The sequence below is a fragment of the Brucella sp. genome (assembly GCF_032066345.1).
In the GTDB taxonomy this organism is placed as follows: Bacteria; Pseudomonadota; Alphaproteobacteria; order Rhizobiales; family Rhizobiaceae; genus Brucella; species Brucella pseudogrignonensis.
On the sequence record NZ_DAMBKZ010000008.1, the window covers coordinates 67,725 to 84,764 of the forward strand.

Below are 17,040 nucleotides of genomic sequence, written 5' to 3' on the forward strand. Positions count from 1 at the left end.
AAGATCGGAGCCCTAAATCTGGAAAATTCTAGATCTCAGTATTAAAATTGGCGAGCACTTTATAGTAGTTGGAGAATTCCACCTGAATATCGAGGAAGTTCAGGGGCTCAATTCATCGGTTCCGGTGCTGTCTTCTCGTCACGACACCTTCTGCTCTCTGCGCCTAAACAGAAATCAGGTAGAAACTCCACTGATCTTAACTGTAGAATTTTCTCGAGCCACCTTAATTGTACAGGTTCTTGTAATATTTACCAGGTTCTCTTGCCAAGAAACCGAAATTGAAATGATCGTTTGATCGCACCCAAAAAGCCTTTGAAAGAAACTTTAATAGTCGAAGGAACGAATATATCAATATTCGAATTTTGATTGGCTAATTGCTGCGTCATTCTGCTATTTTCATTCTGCAGGTGAAGAACATAATGGCGTTGTCCCAGTGTCGACATTAAGGGAAGTGATGACGAAAGCGACGCCAGCTTATGCTCGAGATGCGTGTAGCCTTGAGCCGCCAATCTGGTAGTCGATACATGTTTGACGGCGTATCCAGCGTCCTGCGAAACATAGCAAATCGCGCGCTCGAGGGAGTGAGCTAAACTTCCATCTCTATGGTTTGGCTCGGGATCAAACTGATCCCATTTCCACTCATACAAAAACAGCTTCTCGAGTGCCTTAGGACGGAACCAGAACATAGTGCCGTACGGCGCAACAGGCGTATCGTCATCTATACTTACATTTATATCCAGCAGTTTCAAAACGTTTTCGACACCTGGTCGATTGTTATACCAAGAATGGCCAATCGTCCAAAATGAATAGTGAATGATCGGGGGCAACGAAATACCGATCCATGGCTTCTCGACCATTTCATTTAGCAAGTTGATAACATATCCTTTGCTATCGAGAAGATTCCGCATCATATGCCGCTTGAAAAAGTCCCCGCGCCCACTATCAACCTGTGGCGTCTTTTTTGTATGAATACGGCAAACAAAATCATAATTGTTTCCCAAAAAGAGATCTCTACAAGTGATAAAGAGAGAAGACATATCTCTCCCGCGGTTGTGCTCAACAATCCTCACGATAACATTGGATATGTACTTTTTATTAATAAGAAATTTTTCTATCTCCGCTTTCTTTTTTTCGCTATCTGTAGTTGCTATAAAATCAAATTCTACAGGTATATTTTTGGCATAACTATCTATTTCCGAAAGCATTTCAGTATAATAAACATGACAACATAATGCGATATTGCCGTAAGGCAATTGCTTCTTGATTGGCTTATCAGGGTAAATTGACATCAATGTCGAATTGACATTGAGGGTGCGGAGTTTGCTGGTACGTAGAGCATTTTTCCAGATTAGCGTCTCATCATAGCTAGATTCAGCTCTTATAATGTCGATTGCTCTAGTCGTGTCAGAAGCATTAACCTCAAGGTAATCGGTGTCACCAAAGAACATTCGGCGCTTTACAATAGGGCACCGCTGCAGCAACATTTCATCCGGCTTGAGCATCAGCGGATAGATCGAATTTAGATCCTTACACGAGCGATAAACGGCTGACTTATATCCAAGATTATTAAAGTGGCTTGTAAAACGACTTTCATGAGAAATAATTGAATCTGTGTAACTATCAATGTTAGGCATAGTTGCCCAATAATGTCTGAATGATTCAGAACTTAACATCGACCGCCGTACAGCAATGAAATGACTGTTCAAGTGGTAAGGCAAGATACCTGTATTGGTAAAAGGATTGGGAGACATCTCGTCATGGTCGGTTATTCCCCAAAAATCACATTCGGCTCCCGCCATATGATCGAACATTTCCGAGAACGGAAAGATCGGGCCATAATTTGTATGATTGTAGAATAAAACCTCGTCGTACAATGACAATTGGTCATAGCCTATAAATTCAATTGCTGATTTATAGGCCCACACGTCAAAACCAACGTTATCACGTACGATTAAGTCATCGACTAGTTGTTTTATTTTAATCTCACTATCTTTTGATAGCGGCCCATTACAGACAAGTATATTCCGCTCTGAAAATGCCGCCATACTTTCCAAAAATGTAAGGAAATAATCGTCGACTATGCCATCTTTGTCGAAAAAGAATGCAATCCCCAGCCTTTTCACGTACCCAACCTTATAGCAATAATGCCCCCTCAATGTTTACCATTTAGGAGATACATTTGATTTTTTGAGCCCTAATCGTACTGCTAATTTTTCAAAAAAATGAGCTTCTCATAGCTGCTCTTTCTAGAAACATGAGTCACATACGCATATTTCAGAGTTTTGTTTACATCTAATTTTTATCTAGAGAGATGTACGCCCACGCTTCACCAAAATGATGAAAATGAAGCCTCGCAATTGCTTCAACTCGAAAGGGCATATCTTTCCCCACATGTACAATCAAGGGAAAACTTATAAATGAGTTGCAACTATTTTAGACTCATTTTTGATTGCTTAGTGTCCTTACCAAAATGAGTTAAGTTATTTCAGTTAGTTATGATTTAATCGGATTGCTTAGGTTCGATGGAGATCACTCGGTGTCGTTATGGGCGACACAACCTACTTTATGTATGCGATGTTACGGATGAAGAGTGATCTTTGATTTCGGCACTCCTGCCGTCATCAAAACAGCTAGTCGCCTACACAAAGCTGACCTTCTAGATATGATATGCCCTTTTGTATAGCGGGTCAACGGATTGTCAGTGGCGCCGTTCCGGCTCCGGGACTTTCCACGGTTCCCCACAATGGAGCAATGCGTCCATCTATGGCGAGATCAACGACATGCTTATAATGACTGCGCGCGATATGTGAGCAAACAGGCTAGACTATAGCGAGCGTGATCCACAGTCAGTGACTGGACTGCCCCTGAAAAATCATTCGTTATGCAGTAACGCTGATGAGCCTCAGAAGTGACGTGCCCCAGTTAAAATGGTCTGGATTTAATGTTATTTTTCCGGCGGATTTTCCCGATTTAAGAAGGAGAATTTGCCATGAAGAAGAGACGGTACTCGACGGAGCAGATCGTCGCAGCGTTGAAGTAGGTAGAGCAGGGATCGCCTGTAGTAGATCTGATCCGTCAGCTCGGCATATCCGAGATGACTTATCATCGATGGGAAAAAGCAATATGCTGGCCCTGAGTCTGATCAGGTTCGGCAGTTGAGGCAGGTCGTGGAGGATAACGCTTGGTTGAAGAAACTGGTGGCTGAACTCAGCCTCTATAAGGCTGTTTTACAGGATGTTCTTCAAAAATATTTCCCGACCGGCGCTCATGAAATAGGTTGTAGACTATGTGATCAGCGTCCACGGTTACAGCCAGCGCCGGGCCTGTCGTTGACGCAGCAGCATCGTTCCACACAACGCAAGGTTCTCAGACTGGATCCACGCGCGGCACTGCGTCAGCGCATGCATGAGATTGTCCTGACACGTCTTCGATTTGGTTATCGGCGTGTCCATATCCTGCTAAAACGCGAAGGCTGGCAAGAATGTCATTTATCGGCTGCATCTCGAAGAAGGCCTGTGTTTACGAAGCAAAAGACCCCGCGTCGCGGCAAAATGGCGATGCGCCGGCAGGCACGCTATCATCAACCCGGCCCAACGAAGCTTGGAGTATGGATTTTGTCCATGACCGGTTGGCAAGTGGTTCGAAACTGCGTCTCCTCACGGTGATCGATGTATTCGCCAGAGAAGCACTAGCGATCGAAGTCGGGCCCAGACTTCGAGGTGAACATGTGGCAGCTGTGCTGAACGGTCTTATCAATTTGCGTGGTGTGCCAAAGGCAGCATTTTGTGACAATGGCGCCGAATTTACCTGTAGATCGTTAATCAATGGGCTTACACGCACTAGGTCAGACTGGACTTCTCGCAGCCTGGAGCACCAACCGACAATGCTCATATTGAATCCTTCAATGGAAGATTGCGTGATGAGTTTTTGAATGTGAACTGGATCAATTCTGTCATGGAGGCCCGGCAGCTCACTGAGGCCTGGAAGCGCGACGATAATGATCGTCGGCCCCACATGGCTTACAATGGAAAAACACCGACAGAATTTGCCGAAATATCAGCCCTGTGCCAGAATGGGCAGACCAAAATTGCTGCTGGATTTTAACAGCCTGCCCGGACCACCAAAACCAAGGACCTCACCCATGGGGCAGGCTAGGGTGATTATTACTTTTCTTCATCAAACCCCTTCAGTTAACCCAAAAAAATCAAATCGATTGATAGGTGTTGAATATTCAATTTTGAGTTGACCTAAAGTCATGGAATACAGAAAATCGCCGGTCTAGCCAAATGAACTTAGTCGATAAAACTAACGCTTTAGCAAATCACTAATAACAGAACGCAGTGATAATTCCCACGCAGGCATCCTCCAACCAAAAACACTAACAAATTTCTCTGAGTTTAAAGTTGAATTATAAGGTCTCCTTGCGGCTGTGAGATATTCGCTCGTTACTATGTCAACCACCTCCGGCGACGGACCGCCGAATTTTGCACTTTCCGAGAAAATTTTTCGAGCAAAGCCACTCCAATTAGTTTTATCCGAACCTACTAAATGATAGAGACCATAATTTGAAAAATAATTATTGCTGAGAAACACATCAATTATCTTAAAAGTGGCTTCAGCAAGATCCGTTGCACTACTGGGGTTTACCCACTGGTCTGAAACAACTGATATCTGATCACGAGTTTCTGCTAACCTCAACATTGTCTTTACAAAATTTGAACCGTATGGGCTGTAAACGGAGGAGGTCCTTAGGATGATGTGCTGTGCATGAGCACCGGCAACCATTCTTTCCCCATCAAGCTTGCTTTGTCCATAAACATTACAAGGACTGGGCGTATCGGCTTCCGAGTAGGGCCTCATAGTGTCGCCCGCAAAAACATAATCTGTCGACCAATGTATAATAGGTGCCCCAAAGGCTGCAGCTGCCTCCGCGACAGCTCCAGCCCCGATGGTATTTATTTTGTATGCAATTTCACTCTCGGACTCAGCCTTATCGACAGCGGTGTACGCCGCGGCGGAAATAACTAAATCAGGATTAATAGAAGCAATAGCTCGCCGAACCGTATCCGGCTGCTCTAAATCCAGTTCAGGTCTGCCTACCGCAATAAGTTCAATGTCGGTTCGTACCGCAGCCTTTTGCATAAGGCTGCGCACAATTTGACCGTCACGCCCTGTAACTAAAACCTTCATGCATTGCCCTTATTCGTAGGGATAGCACTGCCCCCCAAACGTTGACCGGCATAGTGGCCCTCACGAATCGGTTCCCACCACCAATCATTATCTAGATACCATTGGATTGTCTTATCTAGGCCCGTCTCGAAGGTCTCTTGCGGTTGCCACCCCAATTCACGTTCAATTTTTGAGGCGTCGATCGCATAGCGACGATCATGGCCAGGACGATCGGTTACGAAGGTGATCAACTCCGCGTAGCTTTTGCCGTTAGCACGCGGTCGCTTTTTATCAAGAATGCCGCAGATCGTTTCCACCACATTGAGATTCGTACGTTCTTCACGCCCACCAATATTGTAGCTTTCGCCCAGCTTGCCCTTGGTGGCAACCAATGCCAGAGCACGGGCATGGTCTTCTACAAAAAGCCAGTCGCGAACATTCGCACCTGCGCCATAAACAGGAAGCGGCCTTTCATCCAACGCATTGAGAATAACAAGCGGAATCAGTTTTTCAGGAAAATGGAACGGTCCGTAATTATTGGAGCAGTTCGAAAGAACTACAGGCAAACCGTACGTCTCGTGCCAAGCACGCACCAGGTGATCTGACGCCGCCTTTGAAGCGGAATATGGTGACGAAGGCTTATATGGCGTTTCTTCTGTAAAAATTCCGCTATCGAACGGAAGATCACCAAAAACTTCGTCAGTCGAAATGTGATGAAAGCGAAACCCTGACTTGCGCGATTCAGGCAATTCGCGCCAATAAGCAAGAGCAGCGTTGAGAAGACGGAACGTACCAACAATATTAGTTTCAATGAAAGCGCCTGGACCATCAATAGAACGGTCAACATGACTTTCTGCCGCCAAATGCATCACAATGTCGATTTCGTTCTCGCGCAAAGCTTCTAATACGCTATTATCATCGCATACGTCAGCCTGCAAAAAACTATAATTTGGCCGATTCTCAATCTGGCGTAACGACGCTAAATTACCTGCATAAGTTAGCTTGTCGAAATTAATCACATTAATATTTGGATCAGTTGCGAGATATCTGCAAACTGCGGAACCTATAAAACCCGCTCCGCCTGTAACCAAAATATTCATTAGCTTGCCCTTCTCAGCCAAAAACATCAGCATCGGACAAAAGCGATGCATTACGGTCTTTTTCAGATAACTGAAATTCAGTACCTAGTGCTGGCCATTCAATACCAATTATCGGATCGTCAAATCTAATTGACCTGTCATGCGCTGGCGAATAGTAGTCCGTTACTTTGTAGATAACCTCAGTATCTTGAGTAAGCGTCAAAAAACCGTGTGCAAAGCCTTTAGGAACGAGTATCTGATTCCATTTTTCCGCCGAAACCTTCAGCGACACCCATTTTCCAAATGTGGGTGAGCTTTTTCGTATATCGACAACTACATCTAGAATTGCCCCAGAGATCACACGTACAAGCTTATCCTGCGCTTTAGGAGCTGTTTGGTAATGCAGTCCGCGCAATACACCCTTTGCTGCAGAATATGATTGGTTATCCTGAATGAAATCCAGCTCAATTCCAGCTTCTTTCAGAGAATTGGCATTGTATGTCTCGGAAAAAAAGCCTCGATCATCGCCAAACTTGCGAGGGATGATTTCAAACACTCCATCCAGACCTAACGGACGTATTTCCATTACTTACTACTCCCTATTTCCGCAACTCGCCGACGTAGATAGGCAGCATATTCGGTTTTACCTAGCTTGGCCGCTCTTTCAAGAACAGCGTCTTGAGTTATCCAACCCTTTTCTAATCCGATTTCTTCCGGACAAGCAATCTTGATCCCTTGTCGCTTTTCTATAGTACGGACGAACGACGAAGCCTCGTGAAGACTGTCATGGGTTCCGGTATCCAACCAAGCATACCCTCGTCCGAGTTGGCGGACACTCAACTCGCCACGTTGTAAGTAAATATTATTAACCGTTGTGATTTCCAACTCGCCACGTTCAGATGGCTTTATAGATGAAGCAATATTAACCACGTCATTGTCGTAAAAATAAAGGCCTGTTACTGCCCAATTCGATTTAGCTACTTTAGGTTTTTCTTCGATCGAAATCGCCAAACCCGTTTTTTTGTCGAACTCGACCACCCCGTATCGTTCCGGATCCTCCACGTGGTAAGCAAAGACAGTACCACCCTTCTGAACTTCGGATGAAATCTGGCAAAGGCGCGACAAGCCGTCCCCAAAATAGATGTTGTCACCCAGAATCATTGCGACACTGTCATTCCCAATGAATTCACGACCAATAATGAATGCCTCGGCCAGGCCGTTCGGGTGAGGCTGCTCTGCGTAAGAAAGATTTAGCCCATATTCACTGCCGTCACTAAGTAGCTTCTGGAAAAGTGGCAAGTCGTGTGGCGTGGAGATTATCAGTATATCCTGAATACCTGCCAACATTAACACGCTAAGCGGATAATAGATCATGGGCTTATCATAGATTGGCAGTATTTGTTTTGATACAGCAATCGTCAGAGGATAGAGACGTGTGCCGCTACCGCCAGCAAGAATTATTCCCTTCATCGCAACTTCCTTAAAATAAGCCATTCGGGTGTTGGTTTGCTTTAACATTATGGCCAGCATTTGGCGACCGCCCTTGTGAGAAAACTTGCGACAGTGATTGTTTTCAACTAGGCCATGGAACATTATTACTAAAACGGCTTCAATTGCCGCAAGTGGACCGCTACCATGTCATCAATTGCCAATCAAAGAGCCTCCGCCCCTCGCCAACGACAGATTAGCGGGATAATCGTAACATATCGGCCCGATCTGGAAACTCTTGAAAAAGTCATCGCCGCCGTTTTACCCCAAGTGGACCGGTTAATCGTGGTCAATAACGGCAACGAGGAAAATATACAAAAGTGGCTTTCAATGCAGAGCGAAAGCATTGAATACATATCTCTGGGCGATAATTTTGGCATCGCTAAAGCTCAGAATGTAGGGATCAGTCGAGCCAAGAAATACGGCTCGGAGTATGTGCTACTCCTAGATCAAGACAGCATCCCTGGTGCTGGAATGGTCGAAACGTTGAAAGCTGCAGCTATTGAAAAGCAAATGAATGGTATAGCGGTTGCATGTTTAGGACCGCGTTATGACGACCCACGTCAGCATAATGCAATACCCTTTATTCGAATTGCGGGCTATCGCGTCCAACGACAAAGCTGCTCCGTCGAAAACGACGTCGTAAACGTCGATTACCTCATTGCTTCTGGAAGTCTAATACCCATCGACACGATTAACCAGATCGGCGGCATGAATGAGGACCTATTTATTGATTATGTAGATATTGAATGGGGATTGCGAGCGCAGAAAAATGGATTTCAGTCTTTTGGGGTTTGCTCAGCGTTAATGAAGCACCAATTGGGCGAAGAACCACTCTTGTTCTTTGGCCGTCATGTCCCTGTGCATAATCCATTGCGACATTACTATCATTTCAGGAATGCGGTTTGGCTGTATAAGCAGGACTGGCTGCGAAGCGAATGGAAAGTCGTAGATGCTTACCGTCTCGGCCGAAAATTTGTCTTCTACAGTTTGATAACCAAGCCGCGACTAAAGCACCTGAGCATGATGTCGCTTGGAATCTATCACGGGATACTGAATCGCATGGGACGATTAGACCAAAACTCGTAATAGCTCCTTATAGTGGTAAGAAACATGGACATTCTCACAGTCTGTATCGTTATATTTAATCCAAATTTGACCGAACTATATAATACCTTGTCATCGCTACAGAACGCGCTGGAAAATATCGAGAACGCCATCGAAAAGCGAATTCTGATTATCGATAATTCCCCTGACGCATCTATCGATAGCGGATTTCATCCCTTGTTTCTCACTCTACCCACAAAATTGGTCCAGGGTCACGGTAACGTCGGCTTTGCAAGAGCGAATAATTTCATTTTTGATGATGGTGTTGGTAGTTTCCACTTGGTTCTTAATCCAGATGTTGAAATGAACCCTTTTGCACTAAAAAATGCCCTGCACTTTATGCTTGAAAACCCGAAATGCGGTTTAATTTCCCCTGCCGCAATTTATCCCAGTGGAAGGAAGCAATATTTATGCAAACAATATCCAAGTATTTTTAATTTATTGCTGAGAGGATTTGCACCTCAATTCGTATCAAGATTGTTTCAGAAACGGCTGGATGTTTATGAGATGCGAGAAGAAACTGGCAACGCTGTTTATTGGAATCCTCCAATAGTTAGCGGATGCTTTATGGTATTCCGCGGCAGCGTCTTTAGTGCATTAAAAGGATTTGATGAACGTTACTTGCTTTACTTCGAGGATTTTGACATTTCAATACGCACCCGCCGAACGGCAGACATAGCCTATGTGCCTGACGTCCAGATCATCCACAGTGGCGGCGATGCAGCCAAAAAAGGCTGGTGGCATATAAGACAATTTGGTCTTTCGGCACTTTTGTTTTTCAGAACGCATGGAATAAAGTTGTTCTAAGAGAAAACCTTGCGGAAAGGTAATCGTGATCACTTCGGACATACCCAACTTTTAAAGCGGATATTTCATGGCTTATTCTTCCTTCTTTAAACGTACCCTACTTGGAACCGCTAAACGTGTGGTGAAGCTATTTTATCATGACACTAAGGTCGCAGCCGCCTACCTAAAGCGCGACTCTCTTAAAAAATTATCAATTCTCTCCACCCATGATGGCAATCAACACCATCCAGGTAGCATCTATGCGATATTTCTAATATGGCAACCATCGAACTTACGTTGGTACATTCAGAACGCATTAAAGGCGCTCAATGCTAACGGCATAAACGTAATTGTCGTTGCCAATCACAAATTGAGCCACGAGCAAATCTTTTTGCTTAGAGAGAAATCGTATCTAATAATAGAGCGCGACAATACAGGGCTTGATATTGGGGGATACAGAGATGCAACTTTATACTTGAATTCTATCGTAAGGCCAAAACGCGTAATATACATGAATGATAGTGTCTACTACTTCGCGAGCGGGCTAAATTCCATATTTAAAAGACTTTCTTCTACTGAAGCGGATATCTGCGGAACGTTTGAAAATTATGAACATTGCTATCATATTCAATCATTCTGCTTTTCTGTAAGTGGCCATTTATTCAGCAAAGAGTCTTTTCAGAAATTCTGGGAGAGCTATCTTCCCGTCAACTCGAGGCTATGGGCTATTCAACAAGGAGAAATTGCACTATCGAAAATGATGGTGCCGCTCGCAAACAAAGTCGAAGTCATTTTTCGACCCGACGACTTGATCGAACCTTTATCAAAAGTTCCTAACGAGCAACGTAATGAGCTAAATTCACTTCTTCCGCGAAAAATAAGATTTGATACTCCCAGTTTAAATTCTATTCTACCAAATGATATTCCGCCAGCCTTTGCACAAAAGGTATCTATAAGGTCGCAAGTACATACTGGCGCTTTTCTTTACAGGAAGTACCTAAAATGTCCGATTATGAAAAGAGACCTCCTATACAGACTGCAATTCTCAATTCACGAGATCCAGCATATACTTGAAGAAACTGGATCTGAGGGGCACCTCAAAGAGATCATTTCGGAACTTGAGGCAAAGGGGACCCCTGAAAAACTGTCATTGATAAAGCAGGTCCGGGTTGCTGTTGGCATTCTATGAGTGTTGGAAAACTCACAATATTAAGCCAACCAAATTACGGTTTATTGTCCATTACTTGTTTAATCTTTTGATTATCTCCCCAAATCGCGCGTGAATCATAAGAGCGGATGGGAAATTCTCCCCAGACAGGAACAATCTTCAAATTATTCGCTTCAATAAACTGCAGAACCATAGTCTTCAACGAAACAGGCTCCCCAGATGAGCAATTAATTATTCCGGTGACTTCTGTTTGAAGTGCAACTCGAGCAATCATTTCTCCGAGGTCTTTCACATTAATGAAGTCGTAAAGCAGCTCGCCGTGGTTCAACGGGAATGTTTCCTGCCCGCTGGCTTCAGCTTCCAATAGCTTAGTGAAAATAGAGCTATTCCTGACGTCATCTCCCCATATATAGTAGCATCGCGTCCATTGATTGATCGCGCCGTGTACCTCACAAAGGTAAGCCTGCGCTTGCCGCAAATAATTCTTTGCAATTCCATATGGATGCATCGGCCGTGTAGGAGTCAATTCATCAACCGCTCCTACATGGTAGCCAATTTCATGTGCCGTGCCAGCTGTAACGATCTGAGGCAACCCGCCTTTAAGCATATTCTCGACAAATCTTACGTGATTCTGGACATTGGCAAGATGGCTTTCGCTTCGGTGGAGAAATCCATCTTCCCATGCCATGTGAACCAATACATCTGGCCGACCTGTTCGCTCATAAATATCTGGTGTTGACGCTAATATGTCTCCGTTAAACACTTCGCACTGAAATGCAGGATCCTTTTGGCCGCGCACAGCTACCACCACATCGTGGCCTCTGTCGACTAACGAACTCACTACATATCGCCCTATGTAGCCATTCGCCCCACTAACCAAAACTTTCATGCCGCGTCCTTACACATTGTTGTGGCGAAACTCATCTTACCAAGACCTACTTCTTCCGAAGGGGATTTGTAAAATATCGGGCCGTCCGGTAAAATGGTCTCATCACTTTGAATAATTTAGGCGACCTATATAACAAAGATCTTTTAATAGCAAAAAGTAGGCGTCGAAAAGATTCTCGAACAGTACCAGACATACTCGAACTCTCTATGACCGACGCGACATACGAAACAGTGCCCGCTGGCAGCTTTGCCATAAGCGTCTGATATTTATATTCGAGAGACGAATAATTATATGCGGCGCTCTCTGAATTCATTACCTGCATGGTGATATAGCCCGCATCACCAGCAACGTAGGACATAGAACGTTCGAGCCCATGCGCTAAACCGCCATCAACGTGATCCGGCTCCTTGTTGAAATCAGTCCATTTCCACTCGTGTTCAAATAGCTTTCGCAGCGCTGGCGGTCGAAACCAGAACATTGTGCCATAAGGTGCTACAGGAGTATCATCATCTAGTGGAGTCCTCAGCACCAATCGCTCGTGGATTTTCTTCACCCACGCGCGATTAGCCCACCAGCCATGACCCAAGGTTGCATAACCGTTATGAACAGCTGGCGGGAACGCCAAACCTATTGATTTATTATCCTCAAAAAGTCTTAAAACACCGCGGACATAAGCCTTCGAGTACAAAAGGTTTTCCAAAAGATGCCTCTTGAAGACCAAACCTCGGGCTTGGCCTACTTGCGGCGATTTTTTCGTATGCAGCCTACACACTAAATCATATTTGTCCGTTAGAAAAACATCCCTAAACGATATAAAGAGAGCAGACATATCACGTCCACGATTTTGTTCTACTACGCGCACATCATAAAATTTGATATTATCTACTTCTGACAACAGCGACTCGATTTCCTTTTTCTTCTTTTCAGAATCGGTCGTACATAAAAAGTCATACTTCAGAGGGATATTATTGCTGAATGATAGAATTTCTTCCAGAAGATCTACATAGTAGATATGGGCACATATAGCGATATTTTTGTTTTCTATTTCTGTGTATTCATATTCATTTCCAATGATCTTTAGTAGAGCTGCATTCGTATAAACCTCGCGAGGTTTAGATGTGCGCCCTAAATTTTTCCAAATGAGACTTACGTCATAATCGCTAGTTTCGCCGATTAAACGCATCGCCCTAGGAAGATCAATTCCATTCTCATCATGGAACAAATGGGTATGAAAAAAACTACGTCTTTTTAAGATGGGAGATCTATTCTGAATAGTCTCTGCAACATCGATGAATATCGGATAATCCGAGCCATAATCCTTAGGCATAATGTAAGCGTCGTAATCATATCCCAGCTCTTTAAAATGTTTAGTGAAACGGGATTCGTGTTTCAAAACCGAGTCGATGTAAGACTCAATCTTAGGCATTGTCTCCCAATATAATTTAAACGCCGCAGAAGAAAGCATTGGCTGGCGTATTGCGATGAAATGCGAGTTGATATGCTCTGGAAGAGTACCCTCACGAGTGAAAGGATTTGGTTTCACTTCAGCATGTACAGAAATTCCCCAGAAGTCGACGGGCTTATTCTCCATAGCACCGAACAACTCCGACAGCGGAAAAATCGGACCATAGAAAGTATGATTGAAGAGTAAGATTTCATCATAGTATGACAGTTTGTCAAAACCTATAAATTTCAAGCCCTCTTTGTAAGCCCAAACATCAAAGCCTATGTTTTCGCGAACGATTAAGTGGTCAACTACAACAGATACATCTTTTTCCGAGTACTTCGAAAGAGGGCCGTTTGAAACGAAAATAAGCTCATCAACAAATGGCTTGAACGATTTTAACAAATGAAGCATGTAGTCGTCGACAACACCATGTTCATCGTAAAAAAATGCGACGGCAGCTCTTTTCATTTATTCCTTACCCTCTTGGAAATAGCCGCTATTTCAATAGACGTACAGCGGGCAGAAAATGGGGAATTGCCGCTAACCACTTCCACAAAATCACAGATCGTATTTTTGCACCCCACGATACCGTTTAAATCATACAAACTAACCGAAATATGCAGGCAACACCTCATCAACGCTGCCATCCATTCGTACACGCCCATGTTCCAGCCAGATAATTCTATTGCAGTTTTTTTCGAGAAGTTCTCGAGAGTGCGAGGCCAATATCAGAATTTTAGTAGTATTGACCAATTCGTGCATACGTTGGTTAGCGCGCGCTTTAAAATCTTCATCTCCCGTTGACAACCACTCGTCCATGATCAGAATTTCTGGTCTAACCGCGGTGGAGGTTGCAAATGCCAATCTAAGTTGCATACCTGAAGAATATGTCCTGAAAGGCATATCTAGAAAGTCTCCCAGACCGGAAAACTCAGCTATTTCTTCTACCTTGGCTGCTGTTTCTTTCGGATCCAGGCCCATTATTGCGGAGCGCAGGCGTATGTTTTCTCGCCCAGTCGCGTCAGGATCTATACCAAGATTAATATTAATCAACGATATACACTCGCCACTCACAATTGCATGCCCTTGGGTGGGAGTGTAAATTCCAGAAAAAACTCTTAACATCGTGGTTTTTCCAGAGCCATTATGCCCAATAAGGCCCACGCGTTGCCCATCACTAATAGTGACAGATATATCGCTGAGACCCTTTATAACTACCAGACTATCCGTTTTCCGTTCAATTTTTCCGCCCGTAGCTATGTTTAACACGCGGTTCTTCAATGACCGACTGGACGAATTAAATACGGGAAACTCGACGCTCGCATTTTGTAACTGAATTAGGCTCATGTTGTTATAACCAATAAGCTATACGTGAACGATATTTTCCGAAGAATGCAATTGCAACGCACCAACCAAAAACAGCGAGGCCAGAAACTACATACCAACTCATTAATGTAGGAGCTTGTCCAAACAATGGAGCCCGAACCAGCTCGATAAAATGATAAAACGGGTTCCAGTAAATGAGAGCGTGCGGAACATGCTCTGGTAGCGTCTTAACCATCCACATGATCGGTGTTGCATAAAGCAAAATCTGCAGTACGTTCGCGACTACCTGGGTCATGTCGCGAAATCTAGCACACAAAACTGCTAAGACTAACATCATCCAAGACAAGTTCAAAATAACAAGTAACAAACCAGGAATCGCCAGAATCGCGTAATAATTTAAACTCCTTCCGATTATCAGCAGGAGTACAGGAAATATAACTATGTTATGAAAAAATATAATTATATTTCTCCATAGAGCTCGCATTACATGCGTAAATAAAGGCATGCGAACCTGCAAGATTATACCTTCAGATGAGCTGAACGCAGTGCAACCGTCCGACAAGGAAGTTGATATTAAACCCCACATGATGATCCCGGCGCAAAGGTGAGGTAGAAAATCGCTCATATCTGATTTGAAGAGCGTCCCAAAAATCAAACCTAACGCACCGATAAAGACCGCCATATTTAGCGTCAGCCAAAAGGCACCTACACGAGAACGGCGGTAACGCTGTGCTACATCTTGCCAGCCAAAAATCAACGCCAAGCGATATTTGTATAAAGCTTCCAAAATGTCACCAATGGCGACCTGAGCTCCTTTGGTCGGCGCTGCCGTTACAGGTTCATGGGGTGCAACGGCACTTGAAATTTCGGTTCTCATGATTATACCTAGACCAATCTTCTTTTTGTCACCGCTACTACTTTAACGAATAAATTCATAAGTTCCTTTTAGCGTCATTGAAGAAATATACCCACTAAGTCAACTCCGTCGTGACCAGTTAATGCGGCACATTTAGGGCTTGTTCGTTCCCTTCTCGTTTTGAAACCGGTCAAGTATCGGCGTAAATGGTATCCAAGCTAACAAAGCCGAGCAGAGTTTTTTCAAGTGAGTTAGAGCCTGCATCATATTGAAGGTAACGATATCATTCCGTTGCGGTGCGCCGCGTGAGGAAGCGGGTTTTCGCAATGTAGATCCACGCTTCGGAAGAAGTGATGGTTTTCTCGAAGTCTTTGGCCAATCTGCGACACCTTCCCAGCCAGGCCAATGTGCACTCAACGACCCACCGACGCGGGATTAGTGCGAAACCTTCAGCGTGATCGGACCGCTTGACGATTTCTAGTGTAAACTTACCAACCTTTTCCAACTTGCCTTTGAGCTTTGGTCCTGCGTATCCGTCGTCAGCAAAGATATGCCGCAACCATGGCCAACGTTTGAGGATGGTTTCAAGACATCCGGCACGCCGTCTCCGTTTTGAATGCCCGCCGAATGGATCACAAGGCCAACCCACAAACCTAGTGTATCAGCAACTATGTGGCACTTGCATCCGTTGATCTTCCTCCCCGCATGAAAGCCACGTATTCTGCCACTTTCGTGGTTTTCACCGACTGGCTATAGATCACGCCAGCTGTAGGGCTAGGCTGCTTATCCACCAGCTCACGCGCTACCATAACAAGCGTGTTGTTGATTGGGCTCAGTTTTCCTTCATCCGCCATCGATAAAAGTATTTCTGCACCGTGGAAAACGGTGGAAAATCTATTGGCAGAAGCCGCTAGGTGCCGCCTGAAGAGACTATGTAAAGAATCGCGTCACGATTCCGCATCCGTTAGATCGCTTGCATAACGCGAATTGCGACGCTCATAATGTCGGCGAGCGGTTTATGTCCAAACCATCTTGATCTCCATCATAAGTCAGATATCTGGTTGAGCCATAAACTGCTGAAATCGCCCAACCTTTTTTGGAACAGGCTCTTTGGGACAAAATATTTAACTGCGGCTGGTAATTTTATTGTCAATCAGAAGCACAACCGGTTTTTGCGATGCAGACTTTTAAGTCACGTCCAACTGTGTGTAGCCGTCTGGCGGTAAAACCATGTTGCTTGACTAGCTCAGTGCTTGCTACTTGGTTTCACCAGTCTCGCACCGCTGTCATGTTTCCCGAAAAGAAGCTTAGGTATTTATTTTTATTCCTTCGCTCCGCATTAAACTGGAAACAGGCATATATGACTTGATAAGCATCGGCTATATCCACAGAAGACCGATATTTAAGTCCGAGCTTTAATCATGTTATTTTAGAAATCTAGAAAGTGATACGTATCCTCCCGCACCCGTTTACCGAGATATGGACGGCTACCTGAATTTTAGCGCCAAAATGCAACTATAGGCTGTAAATTTAAGAACTGCAATCAAGAGAACCACCGATGAATTCATCGCTTAATGTAGCAGTGGGGTATTCTGCATTCCATAACGCGCACGTATCGCTACAAAGTAGATTAGCCTCTGCCTCATAGCCCAACTAACGGAGTTGCACCAAGATGAACAAAACTTGAGAGAAAGGCTGCAAACACAAGAACCAGGCCTATGGCCC

12 protein-coding genes and 2 pseudogenes are annotated in these 17,040 nt (G+C 44.3%); 4 read left to right on the top strand and 10 right to left on the bottom strand.

The window, feature by feature from the left end:
- Positions 1 to 248 precede the first annotated feature (248 nt).
- Positions 249 to 2,123: a rhamnan synthesis F family protein gene (locus RT142_RS12030; protein ID WP_162733841.1), complete on the bottom strand. Its 1,875-nt coding sequence runs from the start codon at positions 2,121 to 2,123 to the stop codon at positions 249 to 251.
- Positions 2,124 to 2,989: 866 nt separating this feature from the next.
- Here RT142_RS12030 and RT142_RS12035 point away from each other — a divergent pair.
- Positions 2,990 to 4,104, top strand: a pseudogene (locus RT142_RS12035) (IS3 family transposase).
- 201 nt (positions 4,105 to 4,305) lie between these two features.
- Here RT142_RS12035 and rfbD read toward each other — a convergent pair.
- From rfbD to rfbA, 4 genes are read right to left on the bottom strand one after another with little or no spacing between them, the layout of a single operon-like run.
- Positions 4,306 to 5,190, bottom strand: a complete 885-nt coding sequence (rfbD, locus tag RT142_RS12040) for a dTDP-4-dehydrorhamnose reductase (RefSeq protein WP_105519245.1) — start codon at positions 5,188 to 5,190, stop codon at positions 4,306 to 4,308.
- Positions 5,187 to 6,269: a dTDP-glucose 4,6-dehydratase gene (rfbB, locus tag RT142_RS12045; RefSeq protein WP_105520094.1), complete on the bottom strand. Its 1,083-nt coding sequence runs from the start codon at positions 6,267 to 6,269 to the stop codon at positions 5,187 to 5,189. Before rfbB ends, rfbD begins: the two co-directional genes overlap by 4 nt.
- Positions 6,270 to 6,282: 13 nt before the next feature.
- Positions 6,283 to 6,834 carry a dTDP-4-dehydrorhamnose 3,5-epimerase gene (gene rfbC, locus RT142_RS12050; RefSeq protein ID WP_313028775.1) on the bottom strand — a complete coding sequence of 184 codons (552 nt, stop codon included), beginning with the start codon at positions 6,832 to 6,834 and terminating at the stop codon, positions 6,283 to 6,285.
- Positions 6,834 to 7,718: a glucose-1-phosphate thymidylyltransferase RfbA gene (gene rfbA / locus RT142_RS12055; protein WP_105520093.1), complete on the bottom strand. Its 885-nt coding sequence runs from the start codon at positions 7,716 to 7,718 to the stop codon at positions 6,834 to 6,836. Before rfbA ends, rfbC begins: the two co-directional genes overlap by 1 nt.
- Before the next feature lie 165 nt (positions 7,719 to 7,883).
- Here rfbA and RT142_RS12060 point away from each other — a divergent pair, with 165 nt between their 5' ends.
- From RT142_RS12060 to RT142_RS12070, 3 genes are all read left to right on the top strand, one after another.
- Complete coding sequence (locus tag RT142_RS12060; RefSeq protein ID WP_153223263.1) at positions 7,884 to 8,825, top strand: glycosyltransferase family 2 protein; 942 nt, start codon at positions 7,884 to 7,886, stop codon at positions 8,823 to 8,825.
- A 24-nt stretch (positions 8,826 to 8,849) separates the two neighbouring features.
- Positions 8,850 to 9,650 (top strand): glycosyltransferase family 2 protein, encoded by an 801-nt coding sequence (locus RT142_RS12065; protein WP_313028777.1) that lies wholly within the window; start codon positions 8,850 to 8,852, stop codon positions 9,648 to 9,650.
- A gap of 67 nt (positions 9,651 to 9,717) precedes the next feature.
- The gene (locus RT142_RS12070; protein WP_105519242.1) at positions 9,718 to 10,818 is read left to right on the top strand and encodes a rhamnan synthesis F family protein; all 1,101 of its coding nucleotides are present in this window, start codon (positions 9,718 to 9,720) and stop codon (positions 10,816 to 10,818) included.
- A 34-nt stretch (positions 10,819 to 10,852) separates the two neighbouring features.
- On the opposite strand, the gene RT142_RS12075 is transcribed toward RT142_RS12070, so the two are convergent.
- The 5 genes and pseudogenes from RT142_RS12075 to RT142_RS12095 form a co-directional block, all read right to left on the bottom strand.
- Positions 10,853 to 11,686, bottom strand: coding sequence for an NAD-dependent epimerase/dehydratase family protein (locus RT142_RS12075; protein ID WP_105519241.1), 834 nt, complete (start codon positions 11,684 to 11,686; stop codon positions 10,853 to 10,855).
- A 46-nt stretch (positions 11,687 to 11,732) separates the two neighbouring features.
- Positions 11,733 to 13,601 (bottom strand): rhamnan synthesis F family protein, encoded by a 1,869-nt coding sequence (locus RT142_RS12080; RefSeq protein ID WP_105519240.1) that lies wholly within the window; start codon positions 13,599 to 13,601, stop codon positions 11,733 to 11,735.
- A 138-nt stretch (positions 13,602 to 13,739) separates the two neighbouring features.
- Positions 13,740 to 14,480, bottom strand: coding sequence for an ABC transporter ATP-binding protein (locus tag RT142_RS12085; RefSeq protein ID WP_105519239.1), 741 nt, complete (start codon positions 14,478 to 14,480; stop codon positions 13,740 to 13,742).
- A gap of 4 nt (positions 14,481 to 14,484) precedes the next feature.
- Complete coding sequence (locus RT142_RS12090) at positions 14,485 to 15,336, bottom strand: ABC transporter permease (RefSeq protein WP_105519238.1); 852 nt, start codon at positions 15,334 to 15,336, stop codon at positions 14,485 to 14,487.
- A 262-nt stretch (positions 15,337 to 15,598) separates the two neighbouring features.
- Positions 15,599 to 16,346 (bottom strand): annotated as a pseudogene (locus tag RT142_RS12095) (IS5 family transposase).
- Positions 16,347 to 17,040: the final 694 nt, after the last annotated feature.